Origin of the sequence: Rhodopirellula sp. MGV (genome assembly GCF_002251265.1) — a bacterium.
Lineage (GTDB): Bacteria > Planctomycetota > Planctomycetia > Pirellulales > Pirellulaceae > Stieleria > Stieleria baltica_A.
The window spans coordinates 204,762-219,560 of sequence record NZ_NPDI01000005.1; the positions used below are offsets into that span (position 1 = coordinate 204,762).

Sequence of the window (14,799 nt, forward strand, 5' to 3'; positions counted from 1 at the left end):
CTGATCGAGTCCCCTGCGACGAGATAACGACGTCCTGATTAAGTCACACTCGCTTCGGTGTGGCGTCGCCAACGGCCGCGACGAAAGCTTTCTAAAATATGTGCGACGCGTTGGGAGTCGCCTTGCAACAACGTGAAGCCTCCGGCAGGCTCGTCCTGCGAAAAGAAATCAACAAAGCCCGGTAGTGACGCGACGCGTTCCTTGTCATGGATGAATCCCATGTTCCAGTCACCGAAGTTGCGTTCATTGACGATCGATTCAGCGATTACAAGAACGTTGGAATGTCGTGGATCACAGGCGATCTTTTCATAGAGTGCGCGGACCGCCTGGCAATCACCTTCCAAGACTTGAAAGAACGTGTTGTCGACGAACAGTAAGACGCCGGTGATCTGAAACGCGTGATTGGTTTGTCTTGCACCAATCAGCAGTTGTTCAAGCTCCGTGTCAGCGAACGTTTTCGTTGCGGCACTGACATAGACGAGCTGGAATAACTCCGAATCCCGATCATCTGGCATCGATCACTCTCCTCGGAAATGTGAGGGCAACACACAAGTCGCCTGTCCAAGAAGTAACGTGGGGTGGATCCGGTTCCCACGCTAAAAATTTCACATCGAAAGCATGGCGGATGAGTAAGAGACGACGCCAAACGTCCCGTTCTTATCATCGACGGCGGTTGCAGAGATCAAAGAATTTGCACCGAATCGATCAGTCGGTTTTCCCCGCCGTCGTCACCTCTGTGGTGACCGGACTTGACATTGAAAGAAGGCACATCGTCGCCCCTGCCGATCTTACGGTGGGGCTCGATGCGCATTGACGCAGCTGGCGTGAATCTACAGGGACTCTAGCTTCCCAGGGCAAGCTTGCAGACTGCCCACGTTCATACACTCGCTGCGGTCAAATTCAGACGCCTTGGCAGAGACGTGGGGCGCGGATTCTCTCGGTAGCGCTTTAAAAAAGTGTTGAGGGCAAGGCCTTAAGCGGCTTTGCTTCGTTGTTTGCTGCTGCCGGTTAGCCACTTACGAATCGCTTGATGATCTTGCAGCCATTCGTCCGAGATCCGACGCTCGACATAGGTTTGCAACATCAGGTCGGTGGTGTCGGTCAGCAGACGGATCGCATCGATGCGGTCATCGTCATCGAATTCCTCGTCGTCTTCCAAGTGAATCTTCGCACCGCTGATGCCAAACGATTCCGCCTGCAGAGTCAGATCAAATTGACGGCCTTCGCGGATCACAGTCATGCCAGCCTTTCGAGGCAGCTTTCCACATTGGATGGCTTTGGTCGCTTCTGGCAATTTGATTGGGCACTCTGCCGAGATCGTTTCTTTGCCAGATTCACCGAAAGGGCATTCCAGGCTGAGAGTCTTTGCCAGCATCACGGTGACTTCGGTTTCGTCAACCAGTGCGAACGTGTCGGTGTCGGTTTCAAGTTTCCACCACAACCAGACCAGGAATTCATTCCCCAGGAAATCGGGTGCTTGAGAGTGTTCGTTGGACCAGCTGTGATCGCCTGAGATCAAGTCACTTACAAAGCTGATTGGCTGCAGGTCATCGACGTCGCCATAGACTTTGTTATTGATCGCCCATTGCGTCGCGATCGCCCCCGCACCTTGGTGGCGAAGTTCGATCCCGAAGGTTCGCTCGAGAAGTTCGATGCACAGCCGCGCGGCGTTTCCCACCGAGCCGCCAAAGTAAAGCGTTTCTTGGTCCAGGTCCCACAACAGCGAGAAGGTCTGCATCTTGCGATATTTTCCGGTTGCGGCTTCCTGATCGCAACGGGCTTCGACGGCCTCTTTGGCCTCTTTTCGCTGTGCCTTGGTGACGACACCGGTTTCACTGTCCTTGGCCAAGCCGGCCAATTCCATCTGCAGCCAAGCCGCTTTAATCGATGCGGGAATTTGGTTGGTATCAATACGGACGCTGCAGTGGACAGCGTTGTTGATCAGGTTCTTCCCAAGGTCGAAGTGGGTGTCAAACAAATGGTCCCCCCCAAGGAATCCGACCGAGACATTGTCCACCGAGGCGGTTTCGAATCGCCCGGCGGCGTTGTTCGCGAGAAGCTCGATTTGCTCGTCACCGAACGTGTTGTCGTCGAAACCGGAGACACTGAAACGTTGAAAACCAAGGCTTCCGCGCAAGAAAGGCATCGGCGTTCCTAAAGATGGAGGATGAGCATGAACACAAGGGGCATCATTAGCAGGGTGTTGATCCTATCGACGCCGACAATCGGAAATTTGATTGGCGGTCGCTCCCCTGTCACGTAATGCCCACACCCTATGACCGTTACAGTCGGGATTGTCAATCCTGCGCGTGAAACCTGTTTTCTCGCCGAGGTAGAGGTGCGAGGTAGTCAGTGAGTCATTATTTGTTGCTAGACTGGAATTGAAACAGAGTTTTTTTACACAGCCACCTTCCCGCTTCTGACCGATGCCCCGCCGTTCTGTCGCACTCCTTATCGAAACGTCGAACGGATATTGCCGTGGCCTTCTGGACGGCATTTGCGGCTTCGCCCGTACGCGTGGGAACTGGTCCATTCAGCTGAACGAACAAGAACAGGGCGCGCTGCCACCTGCTTGGTTAAAAGAATGGCAAGGCGACGGGATCATCGCACGAATCGAAACGGACCAAATCGGACTCCAGCTTCAACAGTTGCAATTGCCAATTGTTGACTTGAGCGCCGCCCGGCACCTTCCGGGAATCCCCTGGGCCGACACCGACGACCGTGCGATCAGCCGCTTAGTCGTCGAGCATTTCCTTGACCGAGGTTTCGTTAACCTCGCCTATTGCGGTGATCCAGGCTTTGCTTGGTCAAATTCACGGCGCGACCATTTTCGTCGCTTCGCCGAAGAGGCCGACTGCAACTATTTCGAATACCAGGTCACGCATCGCTACGACGCCAAGTACAAGTGGGACAAAGTTCGCAATTCATTGGCCGATTGGATGCAGACGCTTCCCAAGCCGATCGCGATCATGGGTTGCAACGATTACCAAGGCCAACTGTTGTTGGATGTTTGTCGTTCCCGCTCGATCGGTGTCCCAGAAGAAATCGCCGTCCTCGGCGTCGACAACGATTCGCTGCTCTGCAACCTCTGTGACCCGCAGTTGACCAGCGTCATTCCTGATACTTATGCGACCGGTTTTGAAGCAGCCGAACTGTTGGAAAAGATGATGAACGGCGAACCGGTCGATCGCAACGCACGGTTGGTCACGCAACCCAAAGGCGTTCAGGTGCGCCAGTCGACCGATACCATCGCGATCGAAGACCAAGATGTTGCCAAGGCGTTGATCTATATCCGCCGTCATGCACTCGAAAACATCCGTGTCGCCGACATCATGCGTCAATGTTCGATCTCTCGCCGAGCGCTAGAGCACCGTTTTTCAAAGGTCGTCGGTCACACGCCACACGAGGAACTCAATCGCATCCGGCTTCAACGAATCAAACAGTTGCTCGCGGAAACCGATGACCGGATTACCGAAATCGCAAAGCGAACCGGGTATGACCACCCCGAGTATTTGACCGTTGCGTTCAAGCGAAGCATGGGCATGACGCCTACCGAATATCGCAATGAGCTTCGCAAAAAAACGTCAGGCTAGCCAAGGACGGAGGTGCCTTTCACAACACGAGGTGGACTCTTGTTGCGAACTTGCATGCATAGACACTACGTCTTAACATGGTGGAGGAGCTTGCTTTTCTGAGTCGTGCATTTTTCCTCGACCAAGTGAATGAGATGCCCAAGATACGAATCGCTGCCACGTTTGCGTTGATCATCCTTGGAATTCAAATTGAACAATCGTCCATTTTGAGCGCCCAAGACGAACCGCCAGCAACGCTGGCTGACTCTCCGTTCCAAGTGATGCAGGACGCGGTGAGCCGAGTTCAAGCTCGTTCGCTGGAATCGGGTACCGCGAAGAACTTGCCTGTCAACAAGCCACCGATTTTGCGATTCGGTGATGCCACGCGCAAAACGATTGACGGGGTGGTCTGGAGTCTGGGAGAAGGCCGTCCGAAAGCAATGGTGGCGATGGAGCTGGTCACAAAAGATTTCGAGCCTACGGTTTTAAGCTACGAGTTCTTATGCCTGACAGACGACAAAATTGTTGTCACCGCGGGGCCGGGCTGGACTTGGACGCCAAGGTCTTCAGCGCTGAAGTTTAAAACCTTGCCAGCGAGCATTCCGGTGTCGCCATCCAAGCTGGTTCGACAGCGACAAATCAAGCAGCTGGCGCAGCAGTTTTCCGCTTCGGAATTTCATGAAGGCGAAGACTATGTTTTGCGATTATTGACGAACCCAATCGTGCGCTACGTGATTGACGATGCGAAAGGAGACATGGGAGCGATCTTTGCATTCTCCAATGGCACCAATCCTGAAGTCTTGCTGTTTATCGAATCGACGGAGAGCCGCTGGCAATACGGGTTTGTGAGGATGTGTGGCGCGTCCCCCACCGCTCGACTGGACGGGGAAGTCGTGTGGAGCGAGCCGTCGATGACCGAGCTTGGTTCTGGCTGGGATCGTGCCTATACCGGTGATGTCCACCCGGTAAATGTGACTGCGAAGTGACACCACCCCAAGCAATTGATAACTGACGTATGAACTCGGTTGCCTAGACGAGCCAATTGCGGAAGTCCTTGGCACCTTAATCACATTCCGGGTTCGGCAACGCGATCGGTATGTTTAAATGGTGCGTACCAAACCTGCATGGTGCTGCCAACGACCGCCGATTTGCTTGGGCAACCGAATGTCAATTGACTCTCAATCTCCAGAAGTGACGACCGAGCAAGATACCTATGTGGGTGTCTTCGACCTTTTTAAAATCGGGATTGGACCCTCCAGTTCTCATTCGGTCGGGCCGATGCGAGCGGCCGAAATGTTTCTGCAAGAGTTGGTCCAACGAGGCGAATTCGAGTCCACGCAGCGCGTCCGTGTGGAACTGTTCGGGTCGCTGGCTTTGACGGGACTTGGTCACGCAACCGACACCGCAGTGCTGATGGGGCTGCGTGGCGAAAAACCGGATTTGATCGAACCGGAAAGCGTGAATGGGAAGTTGGATTTCATTCGCAATGAGAATCGAATTGAACTGGGCGGCACCAAGACAATTCCATTCATTGAAGAACAGGATTTGATTTTTAATCGACGTGTGACGTTGGATGCCCATCCGAACGCGATGACGATTCAGGCGTTTCATAACCGCGACGATGAAACGCCTTTTCATGAAAGCACCTACTTTTCGATCGGCGGCGGATTCGTCGTTCGTGAAGGTGCTGATACCCAGTCCGCCGCTAGCCTACAAGAACCGGTCCGCGTTCCGTACCCTTTCTCCTCGGGACGCGAGTTACTCGAGTTGACGGATCAGCATCAATGTTCGCTTAGTGATTTAGCGCGAGCGAATGAGCGGATGTTCCGAAGCGACGAAGAGATCTCCAGCGGTCTACAAAAGATTTGGCAAACGATGCAGGACTGCGTCAAGCGTGGCTGCGAAACCGATGGAATCTTGCCAGGCGGGTTAAACATCCGCCGCCGAGCGCCTGGTTTGTATCGGTCATTGCGAAATCGCACCGAAGAGTCCGATCGCGACCCGATGGGAATTTTGGATTGGGTCGACTTGTACGCGATCGCTGTCAACGAAGAGAACGCGGCTGGTGGGCGTGTGGTCACCGCGCCAACCAATGGGGCGGCGGGGATTGTCCCGGCCGTGTTGCTGTACTTGGATCGATTTGGTCGAAACGTCAACAAAGAGACGATTGAGCGGTTTTTACTGACGGCTGCCGTGATCGGATCGCTCTACAAGAGAAACGCGTCGATCTCCGGCGCCGAAGTCGGTTGCCAGGGCGAAGTCGGCGTGGCTTGCTCAATGGCGGCCGGTGCCTTGGCCGAGGCCCTTGGTGGAAGTCCGCGGCAGGTCGAGGAAGCGGCCGAAATCGGCATGGAGCACAATCTCGGCCTGACATGTGATCCGATTAAGGGACTGGTGCAAGTTCCCTGCATCGAACGCAATGCCATGGGAGCCGTTAAGGCGATTAACGCGAGCCGGCTAGCCCTGCGAAGCGACGGCAAACATTTCGTCTCACTTGACCGCGTCATCCGCGTCATGAAACGTACCGGTGCCGACATGTCGTCTCGTTACAAAGAAACCTCCGGCGGCGGGCTAGCAGTCAATATTAGTGAATGCTAGCCGTAGGGTGAGAATACAGCGTGTCAGTCGAAGTCGAACTTGCCATCCTCCTGGTTACGGGATAACCTTGATGCATGGGACAATTCGTTTTAATTGCCGCGTTGATTGCTAAGTTGCTGGTCTGTCCAGTCTTCTGCTGCTCAACGTATGCCTGCAGCACAAGCGATATCCAGCCAACCGGTTCAGATCTGGTTGCTCAATCCGAACGTCATGCATGTTCTTGCTGTGTGTCATCGCAGAGCTCCCACGGCGAAGTCTCGTTTGCAGATTCACCGGTTGCCAGTTTTCCCGTTCAGGATGACTGCACCTGTCCAGATTGTATTTGCGACGGAGCGACAATTCAGGAAGGACCTGAGTTACCAAGCGTGACAGTACAGCTTGATCGCTTGCCGCATGATCAACTCCGCCATACCATTGCCGCAATGGTGACTCTGCGGCTTCTTGACGGCGATGCGGTTCAGTCCCGGCATCTTTCTGCGAAGGACGTGCGCGTCCATCTTCAACGCTGGCTCATTTGAGCCGAGACACGAGTCTTCTGATCTTCTGTTTCCGTTCAGTGCGTTTGTATTCGTAGCTCGCTGCCTTTGTATGCATGACTCGTTTGGGTTAGTGCTGCGCGATGTCGTGTGTTGCGATGTGTAGGCGTAGTGGCGGTGGGAAGCGTCTTCGGTCCGGTTCCTCCTTCGATCTATCCAACAATGTTGCTGCCTTGGGAATATGGCATTCGTAACCTTGCGCGCCGTCCGGTCAGGACGTCGCTGACGCTGGTCGCGATGACGACGGTGGTGGTGTTGATCCTCGTTGTCGTTGGTTTTGTTCGTGGACTGGAACGTTCGTTGTCTGTGAGTGGCGATCGCGAAGTTGTCTTGGTTTACTCCATTAACTCTGCTGAGAATATCGAAAACTCCTCGATTGCTGCGCAAACACCACGTTTGTTGACGGCCAGTCTGAGCGGCATTTGGAAACGGTTTGGAGTTCCGCATGTATCTCCCGAGTTGTATATGGGAATTCGGGTTGGTGTTGTGGATTCGAACCGTGCGGCCGATCTACACGACAGGACAAATACGGAAGCTGTGTCCGAAAGTGACGCATTGGGTTTGGTCCGTGGTGTGACTTCACAAGCACCGTTGGTGCGCCGTGATGTTCGCATCCTCTCAGGCGATTGGCCGGGGCCTAACGAAGTGATGGTGGGCGAGCTAGCGGCAGCCAAGTTGGGGCTACCTGCAAATCAGATCGTCGTTGGAAACACGCTTGAGTTCGAGAGCCAGCAGTGGCGAATCAGTGGGACGTTTTCGGCGGGTGGGAGTGCGTACGAATCAGAGATTTGGTGCAACTTGCCGGACATTCAATCAGCAACAAAGCGACAGGACTTGAGCCTTGTTGCGATTCGGTTACCGCCTGGCGGTTCCTCTGCCGAGGCGGAGTTGTTTTGTAAAGAGCGAATCGACTTGGAGATTCAAGCGATCCGAGAGACGCAGTACTACGGCGGCTTGCAGCAGCACTACGGACCAGTTCGCCATCTCGCTTGGATGGTCGTCATCCTGGTCGCCGCGGCGGGGTTCTTTGCCGGGATGAACATGATGTACGGCGCTGTCAGCGGTCGTGTTCGCGAGATCGCCACTCTACAAGCGATGGGGTTCCGGCGTATTGCGATCGTTGTCAGCCTTGTCCAGGAAGGTGTCTTACTTGCGGCGACCGCATCCTTAATTGCCGGCGGTATCGCATTGCTATTTTTTCGAGGCGTTGCAATACGTTTCACAATGGGGGCATTCCCCTTGGAAATTGACGGCGTAGCGATCTTGATCGGATCCTGTGTCGGACTTGTTTTAGGAGCTTTGGGGGCGATGCCACCCGCTTTCAAGGCTCTTCGACAATCGGTGGCAGTTGGATTGAAGTCCATTTAAGGAGAACCTTTGATGCATCATTTGAAACCACTTTGGCGATTCAACCTAGGGTCGATGTTGTTCACGCTGTCGCTTATGTCAGTGAATGGTTGTGGCACAAAAACTGGAAGCGATTTAGTGGATGGCGAGTCACAGCAGATCGATAGCGTCTATGTCGTAACGGAGGAACCTGCCGATGCGATTCCGGTAGGGATAGCGAAGGAATCCGTTGAAGGCGAACAGTATCTATCGTTGGTCGGAACGATCGGTGGATCCGCCAAGCCTTTTGTCGACGGCATCGCAGCGTTCACCATTGTTGACCCCAAGGTTCCGAGTTGTGCCGGCGAGGAAGGCTGCCCCACACCATGGGATTATTGCTGCACTCAAAACCAAGTCAAAGACAACATCGCAACGGTAAAGATCGTCGACAGCGAAGGGGTTCCCGTGGCTAGCGATGCACGTGGGCTATTGGGGGTCAAAGAACTGTCAACGGTTGTCGTTTCTGGAACTGTCAAGCGAGATGACACAGGCAATTTGTCGATCGCCGCGACTCAAGTTTTTGTCAAACCGAGTAAATGATTCGATGAACCAATCAGAAATCGATCTAAGTCGGCTTGCCGTTGACCGAACCACTCCGGAAGCGAATTCGGCGCGTCGCGATACCAGACACCGGATATCAAGGTACGCGCTGCCCTGTGTGGTGTTGATCGGATTCGTGGCAATGCTGTTGGCAACTTCGCATCAGTTATTGGTTCAGCGAATCGTAGTGACGACGATCCCTGTTTTAGTGAAGCGAGGTGCGGTTCAGCAAAGCGGTACGGTGCTGTTTCAGGCAGCCGGATGGATCGAGCCCCGGCCAACATCGGTTAGCGTACCGTCGTTGGCTTCGGGGGTGATTGAAGAATTGATGGTGATTGAAGGTCAACTGGTCAGTCAGGGTGATTCGATCGCGAAGTTGATTGATGTCGATGCCCGCAATGCGGTCGACCAAGCACAAGCAAAGCTGGCGTTGCGTGATGCCGAACTAAAGCGTGCTCATGCCGAGCAAATCGCCGCAGAGGCGCGGCTAAATCATCCTCTCCATCTGCAAACACCACTCGCAGAGGCCGAATCTAAATTGGCTGCGGTGCTGACCGAAAAAGCAAAACTTCCCTATCTGATCAGAGCAGCTGATGCCAACGTGCAGTACACGTTGAGTAGTTTGGAAGGAAAGCGAAGTGCGAAAGACGCGATTGCTGACGTAGTCATCCGACAGGCACAGAGAGACCATCTCGCCGCGATCGCAAGTCGCGAAGAACTGTCGACGAGAAAAGCGAGCTTGGCACGCGAAGTTGATGCATTGAACGCACGTGTCAAAACGCTGTCGGAACAGCTGGATCTGTTGATCGAAGAAAAACGCAGAGCGGAGGAAACACGTGCCAACGTTGATTCTGCGATAGCGATTCGTGATGAAGCAGAGTTGCAACTACGGCAGGCAAAGTTGATGTTGGCACGAACCGTGATTCGTGCGCCATTTCGGGGACGGATCTTGCGATTGTTGTCTTTACCCGGAATGCGTGTCGCTGGATTGGGGCAAAGTTCCGGTCAGCACTCAAGCACCATCGTCGAAATGTATGACCCGACTCGGCTTCAAGTGCGGGCCGATGTGCGGTTAGAAGATGTCCCGCATGTGATTCCCGGGGCTCCCGTCGAAATCAAAACTGCATCTCATGGAAAATCGATTCGAGGGAAAGTGCTGCAATCGACCAGTGCTGCCAACGTTCAAAAGAACACACTCGAAACGAAGGTCGAGATTCTCGATCCGCCAGAAACTGTTCGCCCGGAAATGCTCGTCCAAGCGATGTTTTTAGCACCAGAACTGGACGATGAAGCTGGGGATGTGGAAGACAAGCAAGAGCTGTTGTATGTACCACGCTCACTCGTTGAAACGGATGACCAAGGCGATTTCGTTTGGACAGTCGATGCGCAAAATCGGGCTGTTCGGAAAGCGATACACAAAGGTTTGACGAGTGAAATCACTGTCTCGGGGGTACGTCTGATATCGATTCAGAGGGACTGAACAAGACCGATAAATTGATCAGTCCCCGACCATCTAATTTGAGTTCTGGAGATTTCGTCGTTGTCCGTGGCGAAGATCCAACGATAGGAGTGAAATGAGCGATGGCACTTGTGGAGCTATCTCACGTTAGCAAACGCTTCACCAAAGGGGACGAGACGATTGTCCCACTCGATGACGTTTGCTTAGCAATCGAAGCAGGAGAATTCGTATCGCTGATGGGCCCCAGCGGCACTGGGAAAAGTACGCTGCTAAATCTCGTTGCCGGAATCGATCGTCCAGATTCCGGTCAGATCATCGTGGCTGGGACAGAGATTACCGACCTTTCGCGATCACGTATGGCTGACTGGAGAGCACAAAACTTGGGCTATATCTTTCAAACCCATAACCTGATCCCAGTCCTTACTGCTTATGAAAATGTTGAACTTCCGACGCTCCTGTTAAAGCTAAAAGCTTCGGAGCGTCGGCAGCGTGTCGAGTTGGCACTTGAGGCCGTCGGGCTCGCCGACCGAGCGGACCATTACCCAAGACAATTGTCCGGAGGTCAAGAACAACGCATCGGAATCGCCCGAGCCATCGTTTCGCATCCCAAGGTGGTGGTGGCCGATGAACCGACGGGCAGTCTTGACGGCCAAACCAGTGAGCAAATCCAGACTTTGTTGCAGCGGCTTAATCAGGAACTCGGTATCACACTGCTGATGGTCACCCACGATCGTGAAGTCGCTGGGATCGCAAAACGACAGTTATCGCTTGACCAAGGCCGATTTCGTGAAACCAATGTTCGTATGCAGCCGAATGAAATCGCCTCACGCTAGCTGAGAAATATGATGTTAGCGAAGTACATCTTGAAAACGCTTTGGGGGCATCGCGGGCGTACAGCCTTGACGATCTCCGGTTCGATGGTTGCGATGTTCGTTTTCTGCATCGTCGGTTCGATCCAAGAAGGGCTCGACCGGCTTACTCGGTCTGCCGATGCGGATCGGCATTTGATCGTGTTTCAAGAAAACCGATTCTGCCCAACGAGCAGCCGCCTGCCTGAAGATTATGCACGGCAAATTCGTGAAGTGCCTGGAGTGCGCGACGTGATGCCGATCCAAGTTTGGACGAACAATTGTCGAGCGAGTCTGGATATCGTTGTATTCAACGGGGCTGATCCGGAACAGATTCGTCGCTCACGTCCACTTGTCTTGACCGCGGGCAGTTGGGAATCCTTTCAAACAAAACATGACGCAGCAATCATCGGTTCGAATATTGCGAAACGCCGTCAGTTGCAAGTAGGCGATCAATTCTCAATCGGGGACGTTTCCGTTCACATTGCAGGCGTATTCAAATCAGATGTTGCCGCCGAGGAAAACCTGATCTACACCGCGTTGTCATTTCTTCAGTACACCGAAGGATTGGAATCAGCTGGGTTGGTGACGCAATTTGAAGTCCGCGTCTCGGTGGAGTCTAATCCAGATGAAGTTGCTTCGGAGATCGATCGGCAACTTCGCGTGGGGCCGGTTGCGACGAAAACGCGTCGCAAAGGTGCATTTCAAGCGAGCACACTATCCGATCTCGTTGATTTGATCGGCTTTGCACACTGGTTAGGGTATGCGTGTGTCGGTTTGGTGCTTTCCCTGGTTGCGACAACAACCGTGATGAGTGTTCAAGATCGGATTCAAGAGTACGCGGTTTTGCAAACCGTTGGCGTACGTCCGTTCGGTTGTACGCGGCTCGTATTAACCGAAAGCGTACTGCTTTGCCTTGCCGGTGGGGCCGCCGGATCGTTGATCGCAATGGTGATTCTCTCCATTGCCGGTTTCGCAATCGGTGCTGAGGGAGCAACAATTGCATTTAGCCCATCATTGGCGCTGTTTCTCAAATCCGTCGGCGTTTCTGTGGCCGTCGGCATCGCGGCAGGCATTGCTCCCGCGATCCAAGCGGCGAGCGTTCCGATCGCTCAAGCACTTCAAAAAGAGTGACACGTTCGACAAAGTCGATCCAGTTAAGATCAATAGACGGAATCCTGTTGTCGTCGTGACGCGCGGCGATACGTTGTTACCGGGCGTTGTTTTGGCCGCGGAGGCGAATGACGCGATTCTGAACGCATCATCTTGTTGGCGTTACACCTGATCGTCGAATCGATACAGGTCCAGATCAATATCGCTGCCGTGATCGCGGCTGCAGATTGAACATGCGTGACAATCTCGTTCATCAATTGGCTCCTGAGATGGATTGAGTTCATATCAATTTCGTGATCGCTAATTCAGCAACACGGTCATTCAAGCGAGCTTCATCAACGTTGATGGGTCGATGAATGACTTCGATGTTGTGATTATGGAAAACTCAAATAAAAGCACCCTGAAGTCAATTTAAATTTAGCTTCATCTCTCCAGATGGCGGTCGAGCGGAACCGTGAAAGTGAACCTCGTTCCGTTTTCATCGGATTGGTCACACACAATTGTGGCGTTTAACGATTGCGCCAAGCGACTGGCGATTGACAGACCTAACCCCGTTCCAGAGTGGCCGGAACGACGTGCTTTGTCACCGCGATAGAACGGTTCAAACAAATGAGGGAAATCCGATTTCGGTATGCCCTCACCGAAATCACTTACCGTGAGCGTTACATTTCGGCGATCGGAAGAAAGCACAATCACAATTGGGGTTCCGGGCGGACTGTACTTACAAGCATTTGAGACGAGATTGTCGACGATACGCGACAAGATCATCGGCGTCGCTCGGACAGCAAAGTCTGTGTCTGGACTGATCTTGCATTCGATATCGTCAGCCCGATCCCAATGCTTCCAAGTGATGCGATGCTGATCGAGCCACTTGCGAAGGTCGATGGCCTCGATTTGCGCATCGGCAACTTCATTTTCGGTGCGCGCTAGCACCAGGAGTGATTCGACGATTTCACGCATCGTCTCGGCGCCATGCTTTAACGTTTCCAGTGTCCGTTGATATTCAGCTTCGGTGCGTTGCTTGCGAAGTGCGACCTCGATTTGTCCCAGCAGTACCGTCATCGGAGTTCGTAACTCATGCGCCGCGTCACCGGCGAAACGCCGTTGTTGTTGAATCGCATTCTCTTGGCGGTCCAGCAGACGATTAAACGATCGGCCAAGCGCCGACAGTTCGTCGCCGCTTTCGTTGAACTCCAGTCGCTGGCGGAAATCTTGTCCGCCCATCTGCTGGGCCTGTTTGGCCATCTGGGACACCGGCGAAAGGGCTTTTCGGACAAACCAACCGCCAGCCATTGCGGACACGATCCATGCAAGTAGAGGCAACACGGAAACCAAGACTGCAAGCTGGTTCAGAGTCTGGTCGCGTTGACTGGTCGACCGCCCCACGACGACCAAAATTTCGTCGAATTCGTCTGGTTCGTGTGGGACCGTTGATGGACCAGGAGTGATCAATCGCTGATAAAAATACTCAAAACCGGTTTCCGCTTCGAAAGTCCACCCGACCTTTCCGGTTGGAAGTTCGTCTAACGCTAGTTTTCTAGCATAGGCGTCGATTGGCGAATCCGGCGTGGCTGAAAGTTCGACCACACGACTTTGGTCTCCTAAGATAAACCATTGGATTTCACCATAATCACTGTCGACGGCCATCGACACGGAGTGCTCCAGAGGTTGCCATTTGACCTCCGTTTCCTCTACTTCTGCGGCCGCGACAAGTGCGCCGAGGGCGGATCGCAATTCGCCTGTGAACTGTTCATTGACATGTCGAGCCCCCGCCGAATAGAGCACGAGCGAATACGCGACCAAGATCGCTGCCAAGGCACAAAGGAAGAATAGCGAAACTCGTGTCGTCAGTCTCATGCGTTTATTCAGCTGCGGCAGTCTCGAGGATGTATCCCAAACCACGACGGGTTTGGATTACACGATTGCCGAACTGTTCCAGCTTGCGACGAAGCTCTTTGATATGAACTTCAAGTGTGTTGGAGACGCCATCAAAATCGTCCTCCCAAACCGTTTCGTAAATCCGTGTTCGTGAAAGGACTCGATTCGGATGGCGGAGGAACATGGACAACAGCAACAATTCCTTTGCGGTCAGATCCAACGCGACGCCGGCGCGCGTCGCTCGCTGACGGGTTAAATCGAGAGCAATGTCGCTGTACTCTAAAATATTGGCATCGGTTTGGTCTTTCCGGCGAAGCAGTGCGCGGATTCTGGCGACCAATTCCTCGAACGCAAATGGCTTCACCAAGTAGTCGTCCGCTCCTGAGTCCAATCCGGTAACACGCTCGTCAAGGCCATCGCGGGCAGTCAAGAACAATACCGGAGTCGTGCGATCGATCTGTCGGAATCGTCGCAATACCTGAATCCCCTCTTCACCCGGTAACCACCAATCGAGCAAAACCAAATCCCATTGCTCGGTTTTCAAGCGTAGCCATGCTGTCACGCCATTGTCGACATGTTCGACGCTATAGCCTTCGTCGCTAAGGCCGCGTACGAGGAAGTCGGCAATTCCCGGTTCGTCTTCGATCACTAGCAGACGAATACTCATCAGACATTGCTCGCTTCAATGAAAGTCGGAAAGAAACCATGCTGTCGAAGTGTACGCGCCGAACCTGATCGGTACCTAAAATGAAGATAAAGATTTCTTCAGCTTTGCTGGTTGGTCCACTCCATTTGACGGAGGGGCTGTCCGTCGAGTCGCCGGGGCCGAACATGGCAGGCTTGGATTTTAAACGGACTGGATTGGATTC

At 53.4% G+C, this 14,799-nt stretch carries 14 protein-coding genes; 8 read left to right on the forward strand and 6 right to left on the reverse strand.

Features of this window, described 5'->3' with window-relative positions; all coding sequences use genetic code 11:
- Positions 1 to 38: 38 nt before the first annotated feature.
- Complete coding sequence (locus CGZ80_RS03240) at positions 39 to 515, reverse strand: BLUF domain-containing protein (protein WP_094411314.1); 477 nt, start codon at positions 513 to 515, stop codon at positions 39 to 41.
- 458 nt (positions 516 to 973) lie between these two features.
- Positions 974 to 2,146: a hypothetical protein gene (locus CGZ80_RS03245; protein ID WP_094411315.1), complete on the reverse strand. Its 1,173-nt coding sequence runs from the start codon at positions 2,144 to 2,146 to the stop codon at positions 974 to 976.
- A gap of 280 nt (positions 2,147 to 2,426) precedes the next feature.
- Between CGZ80_RS03245 and CGZ80_RS03250 the strand changes: the two genes are divergently transcribed.
- The 3 genes from CGZ80_RS03250 to CGZ80_RS03260 all read left to right on the forward strand — a co-directional run bounded on the left by CGZ80_RS03250 (position 2,427) and on the right by CGZ80_RS03260 (position 6,170).
- Positions 2,427 to 3,593: a XylR family transcriptional regulator gene (locus CGZ80_RS03250; protein WP_094411316.1), complete on the forward strand. Its 1,167-nt coding sequence runs from the start codon at positions 2,427 to 2,429 to the stop codon at positions 3,591 to 3,593.
- A gap of 134 nt (positions 3,594 to 3,727) precedes the next feature.
- Positions 3,728 to 4,558, forward strand: coding sequence for a hypothetical protein (locus tag CGZ80_RS03255; protein WP_143543717.1), 831 nt, complete (start codon positions 3,728 to 3,730; stop codon positions 4,556 to 4,558).
- A gap of 178 nt (positions 4,559 to 4,736) precedes the next feature.
- Positions 4,737 to 6,170 carry an L-serine ammonia-lyase gene (locus tag CGZ80_RS03260; RefSeq protein ID WP_094411318.1) on the forward strand — a complete coding sequence of 478 codons (1,434 nt, stop codon included), beginning with the start codon at positions 4,737 to 4,739 and terminating at the stop codon, positions 6,168 to 6,170.
- Positions 6,171 to 6,526: 356 nt separating this feature from the next.
- On the opposite strand, the gene CGZ80_RS27825 is transcribed toward CGZ80_RS03260, so the two are convergent.
- Complete coding sequence (locus tag CGZ80_RS27825; protein WP_158222529.1) at positions 6,527 to 6,667, reverse strand: hypothetical protein; 141 nt, start codon at positions 6,665 to 6,667, stop codon at positions 6,527 to 6,529.
- Between the two features lie 201 nt (positions 6,668 to 6,868).
- Here CGZ80_RS27825 and CGZ80_RS03265 point away from each other — a divergent pair, with 201 nt between their 5' ends.
- The 5 genes from CGZ80_RS03265 (at position 6,869) to CGZ80_RS03285 (ending at position 12,073) form a co-directional block, all read left to right on the forward strand.
- Positions 6,869 to 8,074: an ABC transporter permease gene (locus CGZ80_RS03265; protein ID WP_094411319.1), complete on the forward strand. Its 1,206-nt coding sequence runs from the start codon at positions 6,869 to 6,871 to the stop codon at positions 8,072 to 8,074.
- A 54-nt stretch (positions 8,075 to 8,128) separates the two neighbouring features.
- Positions 8,129 to 8,632, forward strand: a complete 504-nt coding sequence (locus tag CGZ80_RS03270) for a hypothetical protein (RefSeq protein WP_094411386.1) — start codon at positions 8,129 to 8,131, stop codon at positions 8,630 to 8,632.
- 4 nt (positions 8,633 to 8,636) lie between these two features.
- Positions 8,637 to 10,112 (forward strand): efflux RND transporter periplasmic adaptor subunit, encoded by a 1,476-nt coding sequence (locus CGZ80_RS03275; RefSeq protein ID WP_233148199.1) that lies wholly within the window; start codon positions 8,637 to 8,639, stop codon positions 10,110 to 10,112.
- Positions 10,113 to 10,213: 101 nt separating this feature from the next.
- Entirely contained in the window at positions 10,214 to 10,924 is a 711-nt protein-coding gene (locus CGZ80_RS03280) for an ABC transporter ATP-binding protein (RefSeq protein ID WP_094411320.1), read from the forward strand.
- A 9-nt stretch (positions 10,925 to 10,933) separates the two neighbouring features.
- On the forward strand, positions 10,934 to 12,073 hold the full coding sequence (locus tag CGZ80_RS03285) for an ABC transporter permease (protein ID WP_198953621.1): 1,140 nt from the start codon (positions 10,934 to 10,936) through the stop codon (positions 12,071 to 12,073).
- Positions 12,074 to 12,102: 29 nt separating this feature from the next.
- Here CGZ80_RS03285 and CGZ80_RS03290 read toward each other — a convergent pair whose 3' ends face one another.
- The 3 genes from CGZ80_RS03290 to CGZ80_RS03300 form a co-directional block, all read right to left on the reverse strand.
- A complete protein-coding gene (locus tag CGZ80_RS03290) occupies positions 12,103 to 12,306 on the reverse strand; it encodes a hypothetical protein (protein WP_094411321.1) in 204 nt (67 codons plus the stop codon).
- 169 nt (positions 12,307 to 12,475) lie between these two features.
- Positions 12,476 to 13,909 (reverse strand): ATP-binding protein, encoded by a 1,434-nt coding sequence (locus CGZ80_RS03295; protein ID WP_094411322.1) that lies wholly within the window; start codon positions 13,907 to 13,909, stop codon positions 12,476 to 12,478.
- 4 nt (positions 13,910 to 13,913) lie between these two features.
- Positions 13,914 to 14,597, reverse strand: coding sequence for a response regulator transcription factor (locus tag CGZ80_RS03300; protein ID WP_094411323.1), 684 nt, complete (start codon positions 14,595 to 14,597; stop codon positions 13,914 to 13,916).
- Between the last annotated feature and the right edge of the window lie 202 nt (positions 14,598 to 14,799).

Excerpts from the sequence above, each read along its gene's own strand:
- CGZ80_RS03250 (WP_094411316.1), top strand. The coding sequence starts at position 2,427 with ATGCCCCGCCGTTCTGTCGCACTCCTTATCGAAACGTCGAACGGATAT.
- CGZ80_RS03280 (WP_094411320.1), top strand. The coding sequence starts at position 10,214 with ATGGCACTTGTGGAGCTATCTCACGTTAGCAAACGCTTCACCAAAGGG.
- CGZ80_RS03275 (WP_233148199.1), top strand. The coding sequence starts at position 8,637 with ATGAACCAATCAGAAATCGATCTAAGTCGGCTTGCCGTTGACCGAACC.
- CGZ80_RS03285 (WP_198953621.1), top strand. The coding sequence starts at position 10,934 with ATGATGTTAGCGAAGTACATCTTGAAAACGCTTTGGGGGCATCGCGGG.
- CGZ80_RS03270 (WP_094411386.1), top strand. The coding sequence starts at position 8,129 with ATGTTGTTCACGCTGTCGCTTATGTCAGTGAATGGTTGTGGCACAAAA.
- CGZ80_RS03265 (WP_094411319.1), top strand. The coding sequence starts at position 6,869 with ATGTTGCTGCCTTGGGAATATGGCATTCGTAACCTTGCGCGCCGTCCG.
- CGZ80_RS03255 (WP_143543717.1), top strand. The coding sequence starts at position 3,728 with ATGCCCAAGATACGAATCGCTGCCACGTTTGCGTTGATCATCCTTGGA.
- CGZ80_RS03300 (WP_094411323.1), bottom strand. The coding sequence starts at position 14,597 with ATGAGTATTCGTCTGCTAGTGATCGAAGACGAACCGGGAATTGCCGAC.
- CGZ80_RS03240 (WP_094411314.1), bottom strand. The coding sequence starts at position 515 with ATGCCAGATGATCGGGATTCGGAGTTATTCCAGCTCGTCTATGTCAGT.
- CGZ80_RS03260 (WP_094411318.1), top strand. The coding sequence starts at position 4,737 with ATGTCAATTGACTCTCAATCTCCAGAAGTGACGACCGAGCAAGATACC.
- CGZ80_RS03295 (WP_094411322.1), bottom strand. The coding sequence starts at position 13,909 with ATGAGACTGACGACACGAGTTTCGCTATTCTTCCTTTGTGCCTTGGCA.
- CGZ80_RS03290 (WP_094411321.1), bottom strand. The coding sequence starts at position 12,306 with ATGAACGAGATTGTCACGCATGTTCAATCTGCAGCCGCGATCACGGCA.
- CGZ80_RS27825 (WP_158222529.1), bottom strand. The coding sequence starts at position 6,667 with ATGGACGCGCACGTCCTTCGCAGAAAGATGCCGGGACTGAACCGCATC.
- CGZ80_RS03245 (WP_094411315.1), bottom strand. The coding sequence starts at position 2,146 with ATGCCTTTCTTGCGCGGAAGCCTTGGTTTTCAACGTTTCAGTGTCTCC.